We start from the raw sequence: 13,981 nt of genomic DNA, 5'->3' as shown, positions 1-13,981 counted from the left end.
CAAATGGAATTGGACAGTAGCGACAAACTTAGCCACACCACCCGCGGTCTACATTGGCTGATCGCCCTAACGATTATCGCCCTTTGGGGTGTCGGCTGGTATATGGCCACCAACAAGGTCTATCCACTCTATAGCTGGCATAAGTCCTTCGGCATCTTGGTGGTGCTGTTTGCCGTGGTCCGGGTCGGCTGGCGAATAAAGAACGGTTGGCCAAGCGCCCTACCCAGCCACCAGCAGTGGGAACGCGCACTGTCTAAGCTGGTTCACTGGTTGCTGATTATCTCCACCATATTGATGCCACTCTCGGGCATGCTGATGTCGGCGATGGGAGGACACGGCTTGCAGCTGTTTGGCCTTGAGCTGTTCCCTCACAACCCAATGCCCGACAACCCGCAGCGCAATATGCCCATCAACAAGGAGCTGGCCGAGCTGTTCCACAGCGTGCATGGCATTGCCGCTAAGGTGTTGCTGGTAAGCTTAGTGCTGCATGTGGCCGGTGCGCTCAAACATCATGTCATCGATAAAGACAATACCCTAAAGCGGATGCTCGGGCGCTAATGTGAAAGGGGAGGCTAAGCCTCCCTTGGTTTTATTGCAGCCAAGGTTAATGTCCACGGCCGCCCCCGCCCATCAGGCACTCTGAGCGCCAATGATCGGGCTGCAAACAGGCATAGGCATAATAGCCGTCGCCCTGTTGGTTAATGACATCCAGTCGCCCTTTCCCAATGGCAAAGCCGTCGAAACACGGGCCAGTCCAGTTCACCGACTGCGCTTGGCCAACGTAGAACCGATTCACCTTACAGCTCCGATCTTCAGTCACCATCCATTGACTGCTGTTGTCATAACCGACCAATGAGTAGCGAGGCTCACTGACGGTACTGCATGCGCTTACCAGCCCAACTAAGGCTAAAGAGAGTAAATATTTCATCACGTATCCTCCTCATCCCGGATACGAGAGAAGAACCGCAAAGATCGGTTTCGGGCTCAGATGAAAGGTGCAGCTCGCGTTTCAAGCTGTAAGCAAAACCAGACAGAAGGTAGCCACTAGGTCAACTTGTTGAGCACAGCCAAATAGTTACCGTCATCTTCTGTGCGCAGTACATCGCACTCAAAGCCCTGCTGATCGGCCAGCTCGGCCAAGGTGCTATAGTCCACATCCAACCACGGCAATGGCTCGCTACACTGGCCGCCATACTCAAAGCTCATCTGACGGATCTGCGGCTGACGCTCCGGCCCCAGATAGGAGTTCAACACCACCAAGCCATTCTCATTGAGGTTGATATAGGCCAGCTGCAGCAGCCGCTGTAGCCCCACCAAGGATCCTGCCAGACCGACGCTGCGACCCAGCATCAGCCAAGTGTCGAAATTGTGCGGCAGGGATTGCTTGAAGATATCGCCGCGGATAATCGAGTTTACTCCGCGCAAGCGCATAATGGCGCAGGCCGCGCCCGAGGCATCCAGCGCACTCACTTCCAGGCCTTGCCGTTGTAGGTGCAAAGCGTGTAAGCCTACTCCGGCCCCCACATCTAACACCCTGCCACGGCATAGGGTGAGCGCCACTTCGTCTATCGGATAGTGTTCAGCATCGCGAAAAAACAGGGAGACCGGCAACGACTCTGTGGCTTGTCCTTGGGTATGAACATCAATACACGCTTGCTTATCGCCCAGATAAAAGGCCTGCAGGGCTTCACCGAGTATCTCTTGCGCAGTGCTCATTGCTCACTCCTGTAATCAATGCTATTCGCCGTTGAGTTGATCCAGTATCTCCAGGGCATCGCGCTGTAAGCGCGCCAAGCCCATGGTGAGTATTTCCGTTTGTTCTGCGGGCGCATCAGCGAAGCTGGCCCACTCGCTACCACGCATCCGACAGCGGCTAGCCAGCTTACCCAGGCCGAGGTCATCCAGCTCGAAGCTAAGCGCGGTCCACTGTTCAGCCAAGGCCAGCTGCTGCTCCATTAGTTCGTCACCATGCTGATCTAGATGCTGCAGGTAGATTTGGGTTTTCTGCGCAGCCACCACCACTTGGCGCAAGGCGTTTAAGGACTGCTGGCGCCGCGCGAGTTTGGCTCGCCGCAGATTGCTGACCCACGAGATCGCATGTTTTCCGAGCTCCCACAGTGAAATGGTGGTGACCATCTCAATCACTTACGCCGCTCCCAACATCGAAAAGCCACTCTTTCTGCACGTCTACTGCACCCAGTAACTTGAAAAGATATCCATATAAGACAACAGCTTAGCAGGTGCAGGTTGATGACAAAAGCCGCCACCAAACGCAAGCTGCAGAACTCAGCGACAGCTCACTGTTTACACAATTCTATTTTTGCGAACTCTTTTGGCTAATTAATGCGATTTTCTTTCGATTTTACTAAGACTAGCCTTACAGCATCGACGCTCTTAATCATCAACAGAGCTTAGCGATTAACAGAAGAGGAGAATCACCATGACTGTTCGCCCGATTGTTTCCAGCAAGGCATCCCACGCCACTCGTGATGGTGATGGCGTTAAGATCCAACGCATCGCCGGTTTTCATCAGCATCTTATGGACCCGTTCTTGATGCTTGATGAGCTGAAAGCCGACGAATCAAAAGACTACATTGGCGGCTTTCCCCCGCATCCTCACCGCGGCATAGAAACCCTCACCTATATGCTGCATGGCCACTTCCGCCATCAGGATCACCTCGGTAACGTTGGCGAGTTGCGCGATGGCGGCGCCCAATGGATGAGTGCCGGACGTGGGATCATCCACTCGGAGCTGCCCATCGCCACCGATGGCGCGATGCATGGCTTTCAGCTGTGGATCAACCTGCCGGCAGCAAAGAAGATGCAAGCGGCGGACTACCGAGACTTCCAGCCCGAGACGATTCCCAGCATCACGCTAGGCGACAAACTGCAGGCCAAACTGATCGCTGGCTCGCTCGCCGGACAACAAGGGCCACTGGCGAACCCGGCCGTACCGATGCTACTAGCCGATGTTCATGGCGATGGCGCACTGACATTGCCGGTGAACGCCAGCTTCAAGGCGATGGCGTATATCTATCAGGGTCAGGTAAGCCATGCAGGCGTCAGCTACTCACGGGGCAACATGCTGTTCTTCGGCGAAGGGGATGAGATTAACCTCGACCTGGAAAACGCCGGCCTACTGCTGCTCGCCGGAGAGCCGATTGCCGAACGGGTGGTTCACTGGGGGCCGTTTGTGATGAACACCCAACAAGAGATCGATCAGGCGGTTAAAGACTATCAAGATGGAGTGCTAACTGAAGTCTGAACCGACTAACGACTATAGCGTCAGTCAATCTGACGCTTATCTAAGCTCTCAAGAATTTTCATAGCCTGAAAGTCCTCATAGATAGCAGACTACACCTTGCTAGCCCGCACCACATAACGCAGCTCGCCTCCCCAAGATGCGCTGGAGAAGGGGTAGCAGGTGATCAGCGTGAGCAAGGACTCATCGCTCTGCTGCGCCCAAATCGTGTCGTACTGGTTCACCACATACAGGCCGCTGACCCGGTAGCGCAGCTCATTGCCTTGAGCGTCTTGTAGCAGCAGTTGCTGGCCGCGCTCGAGCTGGTCCAGATTGGCAAAGTGGGTATCGTTGTGGCCAAAGATCACCACGTTGCCCGGCTCTCCCGGCGCGGAAGTAGACTGCTGCAAGGTTGGGCCAAAGGCCAGGTTGCGACCATTGGCCCCACTTAGCACCAACAAAGGCTTGTTGCTGCCGGGCAGGTTTAACTTCGCCACCGGATGGGTATCGGCCCACGACCAAGGCTTGTGCCAGCTGCCTGTTGCCAACTGCTGACGCCAAGCATCATTGATCAACCACTGGGCGAGTTGGGCCTTGAGTTGGATGTAAGCACCTTGGCCCAACAAGCCGATGCCGGAGAGCAGCAGGATCACCGCGAGGGTACGTGTCACCGGACAGTCCATCACGCGCTCTCCCGGTTAGCGCCGCGTCCGCTTAGCCCTTTACCGACTAACCCCTTACTCACCACCCCCTTTCCAGCCAACCCCTTACTCGCCAACCAGAGCCGCCAAGCCAGCAAGCAGAGGATCACACCGGCGAGAACCTGAGTCCGGCTGCCTAGCCCGGTTTGTAGCAGCTTGGCTGAGTTCATGTTCCAGCCCGCAGGCATATGCGGCGCCACTTGCTCAAAGGCCAGCGGTGTATCGAGTGGGCGGCTGGGGGTTTTATCCACCGCGATCAAGCTGGTGTGGTCGGTCACTAGGTGGAAATCCAAACCCAGCTGTTGGATCTGCTGGCGCTTTTGCTCGCGCTCCAGCTCACTATCTAACTTAATACTGGCGATCTGCTCTCTGGCCCACTGCACCGCGATACCCTCACCGCTTGCCGCTTGGACCAGCTCGATGCGATGCAGCCAAGGCTGACTCAGCCCCTGCCCTTGGATCTCAAGCGCCGACACGTTTGCGGGCACCTTCACACTGACTAACAAAGGCTCACTTTGATACAGATCCGGCAAGGGTCGAGGCCAGTAATCGGCCGCCTGACGCACGCCCTGTTCATCAAGCCAACTCACGCTAAGGTTGTGCATCACCGGCTGACTGAGTTTGGCGAACAGGCGCTGCATTTGGCGCTGCACCTCTGATTGCTGGGCGATAAAGGTATAGCTACCCTGCCCCACGCGCGCGGCCCGGCGCATAAAATAGCCATTGGGCGCTGTGCCAATGCCCACCATAAACAGCCGCCGCTGCTGCTTGTCGCGCTCAATCATTGTAAACAGTTGCTGCTCGTTGCCCACGCTGCCATCGGTGATAAACACCACCTGCTCCAGCCGCTCGGGATCTTGCGGCTGGGCAAAGGTAAGGGCTAGTGCGCCGGCGATCTCGGTGCCGCCATCGGCCTTAAGACTGCGCACAAAGGCATGGGCTCTGGCCAAGTGTTTCTCGTCGGCAGGCATTGCCACCGAGCCAAAGCGCGCTGCCTGATGGTTAAACACAATCAAACTAAAGGTGTCGTCGGGTTTTAAGCGCGCCAAACCATCGAGCAGGGCCAGACGCGCCTGGCGCATCGACTCGCCGTGCATCGAGCCAGAGATATCCAGTACAAAGGTCAAATGACGCGGCAAAGTTGCTTGAGAGTCCGCCCCTTGCTGCTGAGGCTGCGGCGGCATAATCATCGCCAAGGCAAAGTCGCCCCGTGGGTGCTGGGCCTCGCGAAACAGCGCGGCGCGCGGCGCAGCACTGGGCCTTGGCTGCCAGCGCAGCACAAAGTCACGGTCGCTGATAGCGCTTTGCGCCAAGCTCACCTGATAACGATGATCGCTGAGTGCCTCGCGGTTAATCGCAAAGTTGCTGTCGATGCTTGCCAATGGCAGCCCCATATCCAGCAGTACCGCGATTGAAAGTCCAAGCTCGCTGGCATCATCGCGGCGATAGAATGGGGTAATCAGCGGCGCATCAGGCACTTGATCCGTAGCAAGGCCCCAACCAAGTTCAGAGAATACTGTGGAGTGGGAGGCCTGCACGGTTTTGCCAAAGGCATTGTGCGGGGTTGGCTCGCGAGCGAGCTCCGCGTTGGCTTTAGCTTCATAGTTATCTTGGTTATCTTGCGGCTGGTCCCGGTCATGGCTTTGCAAAGCAGTTACTGGCGCGGCTGAGATTAACGGTACACCGGGGATGTAACGAGGCCCCACGGTGGAGGGGAAGCGCAGGCTAAACTCACCATCGCGGTAATCGAGCATCTGCTGGTACTCAATCTCCACTACCACCGTCTCGCCCGGGGCGATGTTCGCTACCTCGGTGGAGAAGATATTTGGGCGATGCTGCTCCACCAAGCTGGCTTTTTTGCCCTGCTGCTGGGCTTGAGTATATTGCTCGCGCGCCCGCTGCTTGGTTTGGATCTCCCCCTCGATAAAGCGCTCACCAATCCACAGCTTGAGGCGATCCACCGCAGCGTTGGTCGGTAAGGGAAACACATAACGCCCTTGCTGCCACTGGTTGCTATCGTTAACAAACTGCTGCTTGACCACCGCTCGGCTGAGCATCCCGCTCACCGTAATACTCACATCAGTGCTTAACTGTAGCGCCGCTTGGGAGCCGCTATCACCACTCAGCACTAGGCCAAACAGCTGCCGATCCAGCCCGTGCGCATTTGCCTCGCCACGATAAGCCAACTCATCGGCAAACACCCGATAGCTGAAAAAACCCACCGCCAATAAAAACACCAACCAAACCAAACGCTGCCCCCATTTGGGCTTACGTGCCGGCTTTGGCCAAGAACGCCGCTGTCGCCTGAACATGCCTGTACTCCTGTCATCACTTGATAACTCAAGTACACCAAAGCAAGCGGGCAATCAGGGGCAGGAAAGATGATCAATCACGACCAAATATGGCGAAATTAGGGCAGGCTTACCTGAATCACAGCAATAGGCCAAAAACAGACTTTATTTGGTCACCAAGCGTAACTAGATTATCTAGTAAGCCAACCCGCTAACGAGACAGTTATGACCCTTCCTGCGCTTCATCAGCTCATTACTCAGGGCGACCTTGCCGGCTTTACCCAAGCCTTACAAGATGGTGCCGATCCCAACCAACTCGATCCAACAATGGGTAATGCGCCATTGCATATTGCTGCCCAGCGCAGCGATATCGCCTTTGTGCAAGCACTCTTGGAACATGGGGCCTTTATCAACCAGCAAGTTCCCAAGCATGGAGTAACGCCGTTGATGGTGGCGGTGTGGCATCGCAAACCCGCGTTGGTGGCATGCTTGTTGGCCGATAAATACATCAACGTCGAGATCAGCTCGCACTTTGGCTTAAAGGCGCAACAGTTGATTGATCTTGGCGCCGCCGACGATGACCAGTTTGGCCAGCAACAAGCCGAGCAAATCCGCGCCTTGTTCGAGCAACACCACAAGCGACAGCTTAAGCAACAAGCAGCAATGGAGGCGTTTAACATCGTAACCGCGCCATCCAGCAGCGATCAGGAAAAGGCGTCGCGCATGCGCGCGTTAAGTCAGCTGCAAACCCTTAACGCCACCAGCGCGATTACCAGCTCAGGTAACGATGAGCACACCGCGGTAATGGTGGCAGCGCGCGACGGCTTGGTTGCCAGCCTTCGCCAGCTGATGGAACTAGGCGGTGATCAGCAGATTCCTGATCACTATATGCAGGCCATCCCGCTCTACAAAGCCGCCTACAACGGCCATGCGGCGGTGATTGAGTTGTTGGCGGGTTACCCGGGCTTTCAGGAGGCCCTGAACGCGCAAGGGCCAAATAATGGCTATACCCCGCGGCACGATGCCGTCTGGCATGGACACCTAAAAGCGGCGCAGGCATTGATTGATGCAGGAGCCGATACCAAGCTGCGCGCTTACGATGGCACCACACCGTTGGAGCTGGCCGAAGAATACCAATATCAAGAACTTGTCGAGTTGCTAGGAGCTGAAAAATAACCGGTGGTCTTCGCCACCAGCTCAAAGCCATATTTCTCGACAATCGGCCGACTCATCTCGGAGGCATCGATGATCAAGTAGCGCACGCCCTGCTGTTTGGCGACCCGAATCCGCTGGCGCAGCAGGGCCGAGTAGTAGCCTTTGCCACGGTAGTCGCTAAGGGTGCTGCCACCCCAAATACCGGCAAACGGACTAGTGGGATTAAAGGTCAGCCAAGCGGCGGATACCGGTTTGCCATCGCAGTACACCACATACAGGCGCAGCAACTCGGGCGAGTGCTGCTTCAGCTTCAGTAGGTAGTGATACTGCCATTCAAAGCTTCCACCCCAAACTTGCTCTTGGATGGTAACCGCGTCGTGGATCCCGGCTTCATCGCACACTTCGGTGACCACCGCATCATCGCTTAAAGGGCTCTCCACCTTCGCCAAGTCGAGCACCATAAACGACTCTTGCTCACCGGCGCGAAAGCCATGGGCCAACAAGCGCTCGCCCATATCGGCAGGGCGGTCGCAATCGTAGGTCTTCCACTCAAAGCCCAAGCCACGCGCGTGAAAGTAAGCCTGCTGTTTGGCTATCTCGGCATCGGCCGTAGCGGCGGTGAGCTCAAAGTAACTCACATAGCTCCCTTGTTCGTTGGGGCTGACCAGTTTGACCAGTTGGGGGCTTACGCTTAGCTGGCCATTCATGCTGTAAGGTGCCTTGCGCTCATACTGGTTGTACTGGCGCATAATCTCTTGTCGGTCCATCTCTCTCCATTGCCTACTACTTCGATTGCAATCGAGCGCAAATACTACGCGAAAGTACATCGTATGAAACCCCACCCCTGCAAACTTCGACACCTTGCGAGTTAGCCGCCTTGAAGGCCAATGAGTTTAACCGGCACCTGTATCTCGGTTAAGAATTCACTGGGCTCGTCGGTTTCATGGAGATCTAACACGTAAATCTCCAGAATAGGGCCATTCGCTTGCCAGCCATGCCCCTGCATATACTTTTTGAGCTGCAGGTGCCTTGGTGCAATATCCTCTATGTTTTCGTGGCCCCAATACGACAAACACAAATACTGACCAGCCGCTAAGGCCTCAGGGCCAGTCTCATGCATAATGAAACTGCTGCTATAGCGTTCAAAGTGTCCTCGTTCAAAATCCCTCAAGGAGATTGCAGCGCCATAACGCTCGGTACGTGTAATGTTCCCTTCAGTACTCAAGCTCATCTGTGACTCGATCTCCCGGTGAAATCGATCGATATCCCAGTAATTACCTGCCAGTTTATTAACCTGCCAAATGCGCCGCTCTGCAAACTCGCAAAGCCTCACCTCAGTGTTATCAGCCTCGGCGATGGCCTCGTTAACGTCTTGTACTTTTCGCTTGAGTAGGCCCTCGAGCTCTTCCAGCTCGCGCTTTTTCTGGGCGATACGCTGCAAAATCATCGCCGATGCATCAAGGGTTTTGTCCAAGGTTTGGTCTGACATATACCCGGCAATCTCTTCAAGGCTCACGTCTAACGCGCGAAAGCGTCGAATGGTCGATAATCGCCAGATTTGCCGATTGGAATAGTATCGGTAGCCACTCTCTTTAACGACTTCAGGTTTCAACAGGCCTAGTTTTTCATAGTGGCGCAGGGTGTCCACGCTGACATCAAACAACTTGCTTAGCTGGCCAATTCGATAAAGCTTCATTATTTCACTTCCGGCGCTTGACTCTAGTACGACTCAAGACTTTATCATGCCCCGCTCCAATCAAGACCCAAGCATTAGATCTATTAGGTGAACTATCATGTCAGCTCAAAGCAACACCATTGACTTAACAAAAGACGGTGTTGGTAAAACCCTGCTGCGCTATGCGCTACCTTCCACTATGGCGGTTTGGGTATTCGCACTCTACACCATGGTGGATGGTATGTTTGTTGGCCGTGGTGTCGGCCCTGAAGCACTGGCCGCAGTGAATCTGTCGCTACCCTTTATCAGCATTATGTTTGCGTTTTCCATTCTAATTACCATTGGCGCCGCCACCGTGGCGGGTAAACAGAAAGGCGAAGGCAAACACGACGCGGCTAGCCGCACCTTTTCCACTACCCTCTACGCCTTATTGGCGTTTGGTTTAACGGTATGTGCGTTAAGCTACTTGTTCATAGAAGAGCTGGCCTACCTGCTCGGTGCGCGCGGTGAGTTGTTGCCATTGGTCGTGGAATACCTGTCGACACTGTTGCTGTTCAACAGCTTCTACTTGGTCGGCTATTCCATGGAAGTCTTTGCCAAAGTTGACGGCTTTCCCAAGCGTGAACTCGGGGCTATCTGTTGTGCGGCAGTAACCAACGTGGTGTTGGACTACCTGCTGGTGATTCAATTAGATTGGGGCTTACGCGGTGCGGCGATCGCGACCGGCTGTGCACAGCTGTTGCAGGCCGGGCTACTGCTACTGCATTTTATCAGTCGCTCTGGCACGATTCGTTTTGTCGCGCTGATGCCACAGCTTAGCCTGGTTGCGCGCTATGTGAAGATTGGTCTGCCCGATTGCTTGACGGAGATGTCGGCCGGAGTGGTATTGCTGGCATTTAACACGGCCATCCTGCACTACTACGGTAGCAGTGAATTATCTGCTTTCAGTGTGGTGGGCTACATCAACAACTTTATGTTAATCACCATGATTGGTCTTACCCAAGGAATGCAGCCCATTGTGACCTACTCCCGTGGTCGAGGCGATATTCTCAGTATTGAAAAAGTCAGCGGGCTGACCCTACGTAGCGCCTTGGCCATCTGTGTGGTGAGCTATCTGGGGATTTATCTGTTTGGCGATGTGATCGCCTCAGCCTTTCTCGATGGCCACTCTCTGGTCGAACAGTCCCACCACATCTTGCGGGTTTTCAGCCTTAGCTTTCTGTTTATGGGAATAAACGTGGTGACATCAGGCTTGTTTACCGCGCTAGAGGCAACCAAGCGAGCAGGCCTGCTATCGATGCAGGCGCGGCTTTGTTCTGACCATGTTAATGCTAGCACTGATGCCACAGTTATTTGGAGCAAGCGCCATCTGGTGGGTGGCACCGGTATGCGAACTCAGCACCTGGGTAGTCAGTTTGCTTCTTTATCGTAAGCAGATCCTAAACTGGCGTAGCCTCAACGCATCACCCACGCTTGCCTGAATGTAGGCATTATCCATCAGGAAATGGCCGCTGCAGACCTAGTCAGCGGCCAGCAACACTTTCTTAAGTAGCACAGCTAGCTGCTGCTGCTCGTCGGCATCTAGCACCTGCAGCATGCGATCCATATTTGCCACATGGGCATTGACCGCCTGATCCACCAGCGCAACCCCGGCCTCGGTGAGTTTCACCTCGCAGCTACGGCGATCCTGCTGGCTGGCCAAGCGCTCCACTAAGCCCCGTTGTACCAACTGCTCAATCCGGGTACTCACCGCCCCCGAGGAGAGCATCAAGGTCTGATAGAGCTGAGTCGGTGTGAGTGGCTGATCGCAGCGGCGCATGGTGGCCAGAATGTCGAACTCCACCGCGCTTAAGCCATGTTGCTTAAATACTGGATCTAGCTGGCTCTTCCACAGGTTGCTGGTTTGCCGCAAACGCCCCACCACGCCCATCGCCGAGCAGTCGAGAGCGGGCCTAACCTGTTGCCACTGGGCAAGGATGCTATCGACTTTGTCTTGGGACATACCGTCCTCCAATCAATATCTTTTCAAAAAGATACTTGATCAAAAGTTAAACTCCCACTATTTTCTAAAAAGTATCTTTTTAGAAAGATATATTTCATCAAGACAATACTCCACTTACAAGGGAGGTAAGCACCCTATGCAAGCGCGACACACTTTCCCACTGCTGGCACTAACAGCACTGGCACCGATCATTTGGGGCAGCAGCTATGTGGTGACCACCCAGGCCTTGCCGCCAAACAGCCCACTGCTTGCAGCCACCCTGCGGGCACTGCCGGCAGGCGCCCTGCTATTGCTGCTGACCCGGCAAGGGCTGCAAGGCCAATGGTGGCTGCGCCTGCCGCTGTTGGGCCTGCTCAATATTGGGCTGTTCTTCTACTGCCTGTTCTACTCGGCAGAGCGCTTACCCGGCGGCATCGCCGCCATGCTGATGGCGATTCAGCCCTTGCTGGTGATGGCGCTCTCGCGCTTGTTGCTTGGCAGCAGCGTTCGGCCCCAGCAGCTGCTGGCAGGCATTGTGGGGTTGGTCGGGATAGGCCTGCTAGTCGTCAATCAACAGGCTCAGCTCGACCCAGCCGGGATCGCTTTGGCGCTATTGGGTGCGCTAAGTATGGCGGTGGGGGTCACGCTAACCAAGCGATGGGGCCGCCCTAAAGGCATGAGTATGCTGGGCTTTACCGGCTGGCAGCTACTGTTCGGTGGCCTGATGTTGCTACCGATAACGCTGTTAGTGGAGCCGCTGCCGCCGACGCTCAGTGCGCTAAACTACCTTGGTTTTGGCTACCTCAGCCTGGTGGGAGCTCTGCTCGCTTATACCCTGTGGTTTCGCGGTATTGAGAAGCTCGACCCGGTCACGGTGTCTTTTCTGGGCTTTTTGAGCAGTGTTTCGGCCAGTGTGCTCGGCTACCTGCTGCTGGACCAAAGCCTGACCTTGCTGCAAGGCCTTGGCGCAGCGGCAATCTTGCTATCGATTGTGCTCGCCAGCCAAGGTGAGCGCCGTCAGCACACTTCACAACACCCCACCCTTAATCACTTTTCACAAAAGGAGTTGTTATGAACCTCTGTATCGTCTCGGCCAGCCAACGTGCTGACTCACAAAGCCTGCGGGTTGCCCGCTACCTGGAGAAGCTGTCCACCGCTCAGTTCAGCCAAAGCCAAGTGCTGGATCTTCACCAGCTTGCCCTTCCCTTATGGAACGAAGGAGTATGGCAAGACACGGAAGAGTGGCAGGGCTGGCGCGAAATCGCCAAGCAGCTTAAGCAAGCAGATGCCTTGGTGCTGATCACCCCAGAGTGGCACGGCATGGCCACCCCGGCACTAAAGAACTTTCTGATGCTGGCCACTGACTATGAGCTGGCCCACAAGCCCGCCCTGCTGGTCAGCGTATCTGCCAGCCTAAATGGCGTGTATCCAATCAGCGAGCTGCGCATGAGCGGCAGCAAGAATAACCATCTGTGCTTTTTGCCGGATCACCTGATCTTTCGTTACTGCGAAAGCCTGCTAAATGACCAGCTGGATTGCAGCGACCCACAGATGCAACAACGCAGCGCCTACACCCTGCAGCTACTCGCCAGCTATGCCAGTGCCCTTGCGCCAGTGCACCGGGATATGGTCGAGGTGGGAAAAGCCTTTCGTTATGGGATGTAGCCAAGTGGCAGATGGGCAGCTGGTGCTTTTAGTTGATGCTCTTAGCTGCCCAGTTTGAGAGTTAACGCTGATGACGCAGCAGGAGTAGTTGGTCACTTAGCGGCTGCTGGATGTCCTCTTGGAAGGAGTCTGCTAACAGGTAGCGGCCACTTAGTTTGTCGAGATCTCCGCTAAGGATGGCTTCCAGCAGCGCAACCGAATCGGCAATGTCCGACATCGCCCCGCTGTTCAACACCTCCTCCAGGTTTGGCATGTACTTTTTAGCCACCTCCGATGCCACCAGCGTCTCGGTGCGTTGATTACGAATAAAGCCCGGATTAAAGCAAAATGCGCGCAACCCCAGCCCTTGTTCAATCAACTCTTGGTTGAGGGTTTCGCTAAACTTCACAATCGCTGCCTTAGCACTGCCGTAGGCAGAGCCAAAGGGCTTCGGCTTGTCGGCACCACCACCACCTAGATTTACGATGTAGCCGCGCGCCTGCGGTTTCATCGCCTTCGCTGCCGCCGCACTGCCCAGATAAGCGGTAAACAGGTTTAGCTGAACCTCCTTCCACCACTCGCTGGCATCCACGTCCCAGGTCGGCCCCATCGCTGCGTGATTGTTTACCCCGACGTTGTTGATCCACATATCGATATGACCATGGCGCGCTGCCACCGTCATCGCTGCCGATTCCACCGCAACCGGCTCGCTCATGTCTGCTACCACGTAAGAGATATCGACCTCACTCAGCCCCTTCTCTGCGCAAGTGTCATCGACAAGGCGCTGCAAGGCGCCCTCTCTACGCCCAACGCAGACGATATGGCGATGACCTCCACAAAGGTTCTTCACCAACAACTGACCAATACCCCCGGTCGCTCCGGTGATCACAATAACCTGCTTCATCACTAGTATTCCTTAACCCTTAAAATGCACTCACCGCATAGCTCTGAGGGATCCCCTCATAATTCTGTGAAAACATAGCTGTTTTTTCTCAGCTGCCGGATAAATGCCAGTATCGCCCATTTTATGTCTCGAACTTTTAGCCGATAGCATCCTCCGCGCCTGAGCACCTCTTTGCCCAGCCGCAGCAGTGACAACACATTTCGGTCTCGCACTGTGTTTGCCTGAAAGTGTTTATGCCAACCGGATTTACACGCAAACAGACCAACCCAGTGCAGGACCAATTCCAGCAGTAATGCGATCAGCAACATGATGTCAAAGCGCTTAGGGCAGCGGCTGCGACTATGCCGCAACCCAAAACCGAAGGCCGGGCTTTTTAAATCTCTGAAGGT

15 protein-coding genes and 1 pseudogene are annotated in these 13,981 nt (G+C 55.1%); 6 read left to right on the top strand and 10 right to left on the bottom strand.

The annotated features are described in order from the left end of the window. Positions 1-3: 3 nt before the first annotated feature. Positions 4-558, top strand: coding sequence for a cytochrome b (locus G462_RS0108170; protein WP_026958569.1), 555 nt, complete (start codon positions 4-6; stop codon positions 556-558). 46 nt (positions 559-604) lie between these two features. Here G462_RS0108170 and G462_RS0108165 read toward each other — a convergent pair whose 3' ends face one another. The 3 genes from G462_RS0108165 to G462_RS0108155 form a co-directional block, all read right to left on the bottom strand. Continuing rightward, entirely contained in the window at positions 605-928 is a 324-nt protein-coding gene (locus G462_RS0108165) for a hypothetical protein (protein ID WP_026958568.1), read from the bottom strand. Between the two features lie 116 nt (positions 929-1,044). Next, a complete protein-coding gene (locus tag G462_RS0108160) occupies positions 1,045-1,716 on the bottom strand; it encodes a class I SAM-dependent methyltransferase (RefSeq protein WP_026958567.1) in 672 nt (223 codons plus the stop codon). A 21-nt stretch (positions 1,717-1,737) separates the two neighbouring features. Beyond that, on the bottom strand, positions 1,738-2,145 hold the full coding sequence (locus tag G462_RS0108155; protein ID WP_026958566.1) for a hypothetical protein: 408 nt from the start codon (positions 2,143-2,145) through the stop codon (positions 1,738-1,740). Positions 2,146-2,440: 295 nt separating this feature from the next. Between G462_RS0108155 and G462_RS0108150 the strand changes: the two genes are divergently transcribed. Beyond that, a complete protein-coding gene (locus G462_RS0108150) occupies positions 2,441-3,265 on the top strand; it encodes a pirin family protein (protein ID WP_026958565.1) in 825 nt (274 codons plus the stop codon). Between the two features lie 89 nt (positions 3,266-3,354). On the opposite strand, the gene G462_RS0108145 is transcribed toward G462_RS0108150, so the two are convergent. Both G462_RS0108145 and G462_RS22115 read right to left on the bottom strand, forming a co-directional pair. Further along, positions 3,355-3,912, bottom strand: a complete 558-nt coding sequence (locus G462_RS0108145) for a class GN sortase (protein WP_245579542.1) — start codon at positions 3,910-3,912, stop codon at positions 3,355-3,357. An 11-nt stretch (positions 3,913-3,923) separates the two neighbouring features. After that, positions 3,924-6,254 carry a marine proteobacterial sortase target protein gene (locus G462_RS22115; protein ID WP_051326615.1) on the bottom strand — a complete coding sequence of 777 codons (2,331 nt, stop codon included), beginning with the start codon at positions 6,252-6,254 and terminating at the stop codon, positions 3,924-3,926. Positions 6,255-6,458: 204 nt separating this feature from the next. Between G462_RS22115 and G462_RS0108135 the strand changes: the two genes are divergently transcribed. Beyond that, the gene (locus tag G462_RS0108135) at positions 6,459-7,409 is read left to right on the top strand and encodes an ankyrin repeat domain-containing protein (protein ID WP_026958563.1); all 951 of its coding nucleotides are present in this window, start codon (positions 6,459-6,461) and stop codon (positions 7,407-7,409) included. Here G462_RS0108135 and G462_RS0108130 read toward each other — a convergent pair. Beyond that, positions 7,373-8,155, bottom strand: coding sequence for a GNAT family N-acetyltransferase (locus G462_RS0108130; RefSeq protein ID WP_026958562.1), 783 nt, complete (start codon positions 8,153-8,155; stop codon positions 7,373-7,375). The genes G462_RS0108135 and G462_RS0108130 overlap by 37 nt on opposite strands. A gap of 101 nt (positions 8,156-8,256) precedes the next feature. After that, entirely contained in the window at positions 8,257-9,084 is an 828-nt protein-coding gene (locus G462_RS0108125) for a MerR family transcriptional regulator (protein WP_026958561.1), read from the bottom strand. Between the two features lie 97 nt (positions 9,085-9,181). On the opposite strand from G462_RS0108125, the gene G462_RS22110 reads away from it, so the two are divergent. After that, positions 9,182-10,495 carry an MATE family efflux transporter gene (locus G462_RS22110; protein WP_051326614.1) on the top strand — a complete coding sequence of 438 codons (1,314 nt, stop codon included), beginning with the start codon at positions 9,182-9,184 and terminating at the stop codon, positions 10,493-10,495. Between the two features lie 87 nt (positions 10,496-10,582). On the opposite strand, the gene G462_RS0108115 is transcribed toward G462_RS22110, so the two are convergent. Continuing rightward, positions 10,583-11,065 carry a MarR family winged helix-turn-helix transcriptional regulator gene (locus tag G462_RS0108115; RefSeq protein WP_026958560.1) on the bottom strand — a complete coding sequence of 161 codons (483 nt, stop codon included), beginning with the start codon at positions 11,063-11,065 and terminating at the stop codon, positions 10,583-10,585. A 136-nt stretch (positions 11,066-11,201) separates the two neighbouring features. Here G462_RS0108115 and G462_RS0108110 point away from each other — a divergent pair, with 136 nt between their 5' ends. Together G462_RS0108110 and G462_RS0108105 are read left to right on the top strand one after the other, a co-directional pair. Next, positions 11,202-12,119 carry an EamA family transporter gene (locus G462_RS0108110; RefSeq protein WP_026958559.1) on the top strand — a complete coding sequence of 306 codons (918 nt, stop codon included), beginning with the start codon at positions 11,202-11,204 and terminating at the stop codon, positions 12,117-12,119. Then, positions 12,116-12,709 (top strand): NADPH-dependent FMN reductase, encoded by a 594-nt coding sequence (locus G462_RS0108105; RefSeq protein WP_026958558.1) that lies wholly within the window; start codon positions 12,116-12,118, stop codon positions 12,707-12,709. The genes G462_RS0108110 and G462_RS0108105 overlap by 4 nt, the downstream gene beginning before the upstream one ends. A 61-nt stretch (positions 12,710-12,770) precedes the next feature. Here the strand turns inward: G462_RS0108105 and G462_RS23860 are convergent, their stop codons facing one another. Together G462_RS23860 and G462_RS24750 are read right to left on the bottom strand one after the other, a co-directional pair. Continuing rightward, a complete protein-coding gene (locus G462_RS23860) occupies positions 12,771-13,592 on the bottom strand; it encodes an SDR family NAD(P)-dependent oxidoreductase (protein WP_051326613.1) in 822 nt (273 codons plus the stop codon). A 149-nt stretch (positions 13,593-13,741) separates the two neighbouring features. Further along, positions 13,742-13,981, bottom strand: a pseudogene (locus G462_RS24750) (IS4 family transposase); the annotation flags it as partial.

It is taken from the genome of Aliagarivorans taiwanensis DSM 22990 (assembly GCF_000429505.1).
In the GTDB taxonomy this organism is placed as follows: domain Bacteria; phylum Pseudomonadota; class Gammaproteobacteria; order Enterobacterales; family Celerinatantimonadaceae; genus Aliagarivorans; species Aliagarivorans taiwanensis.
This window is presented reverse-complemented; position numbering and strand designations above follow the sequence as displayed.

What these genes read in the sequence shown, in the direction of transcription:
- G462_RS0108170 (WP_026958569.1), top strand. Translation starts at nt 4, where the DNA reads ATGGAATTGGACAGTAGCGACAAACTTAGCCACACCACCCGCGGTCTA.
- G462_RS0108165 (WP_026958568.1), bottom strand. Translation starts at nt 928, where the DNA reads ATGAAATATTTACTCTCTTTAGCCTTAGTTGGGCTGGTAAGCGCATGC.
- G462_RS0108160 (WP_026958567.1), bottom strand. Translation starts at nt 1,716, where the DNA reads ATGAGCACTGCGCAAGAGATACTCGGTGAAGCCCTGCAGGCCTTTTAT.
- G462_RS0108150 (WP_026958565.1), top strand. Translation starts at nt 2,441, where the DNA reads ATGACTGTTCGCCCGATTGTTTCCAGCAAGGCATCCCACGCCACTCGT.
- G462_RS22115 (WP_051326615.1), bottom strand. Translation starts at nt 6,254, where the DNA reads ATGTTCAGGCGACAGCGGCGTTCTTGGCCAAAGCCGGCACGTAAGCCC.
- G462_RS0108135 (WP_026958563.1), top strand. Translation starts at nt 6,459, where the DNA reads ATGACCCTTCCTGCGCTTCATCAGCTCATTACTCAGGGCGACCTTGCC.
- G462_RS0108130 (WP_026958562.1), bottom strand. Translation starts at nt 8,155, where the DNA reads ATGGACCGACAAGAGATTATGCGCCAGTACAACCAGTATGAGCGCAAG.
- G462_RS0108125 (WP_026958561.1), bottom strand. Translation starts at nt 9,084, where the DNA reads ATGAAGCTTTATCGAATTGGCCAGCTAAGCAAGTTGTTTGATGTCAGC.
- G462_RS22110 (WP_051326614.1), top strand. Translation starts at nt 9,182, where the DNA reads ATGTCAGCTCAAAGCAACACCATTGACTTAACAAAAGACGGTGTTGGT.
- G462_RS0108115 (WP_026958560.1), bottom strand. Translation starts at nt 11,065, where the DNA reads ATGTCCCAAGACAAAGTCGATAGCATCCTTGCCCAGTGGCAACAGGTT.
- G462_RS0108110 (WP_026958559.1), top strand. Translation starts at nt 11,202, where the DNA reads ATGCAAGCGCGACACACTTTCCCACTGCTGGCACTAACAGCACTGGCA.
- G462_RS0108105 (WP_026958558.1), top strand. Translation starts at nt 12,116, where the DNA reads ATGAACCTCTGTATCGTCTCGGCCAGCCAACGTGCTGACTCACAAAGC.
- G462_RS23860 (WP_051326613.1), bottom strand. Translation starts at nt 13,592, where the DNA reads ATGAAGCAGGTTATTGTGATCACCGGAGCGACCGGGGGTATTGGTCAG.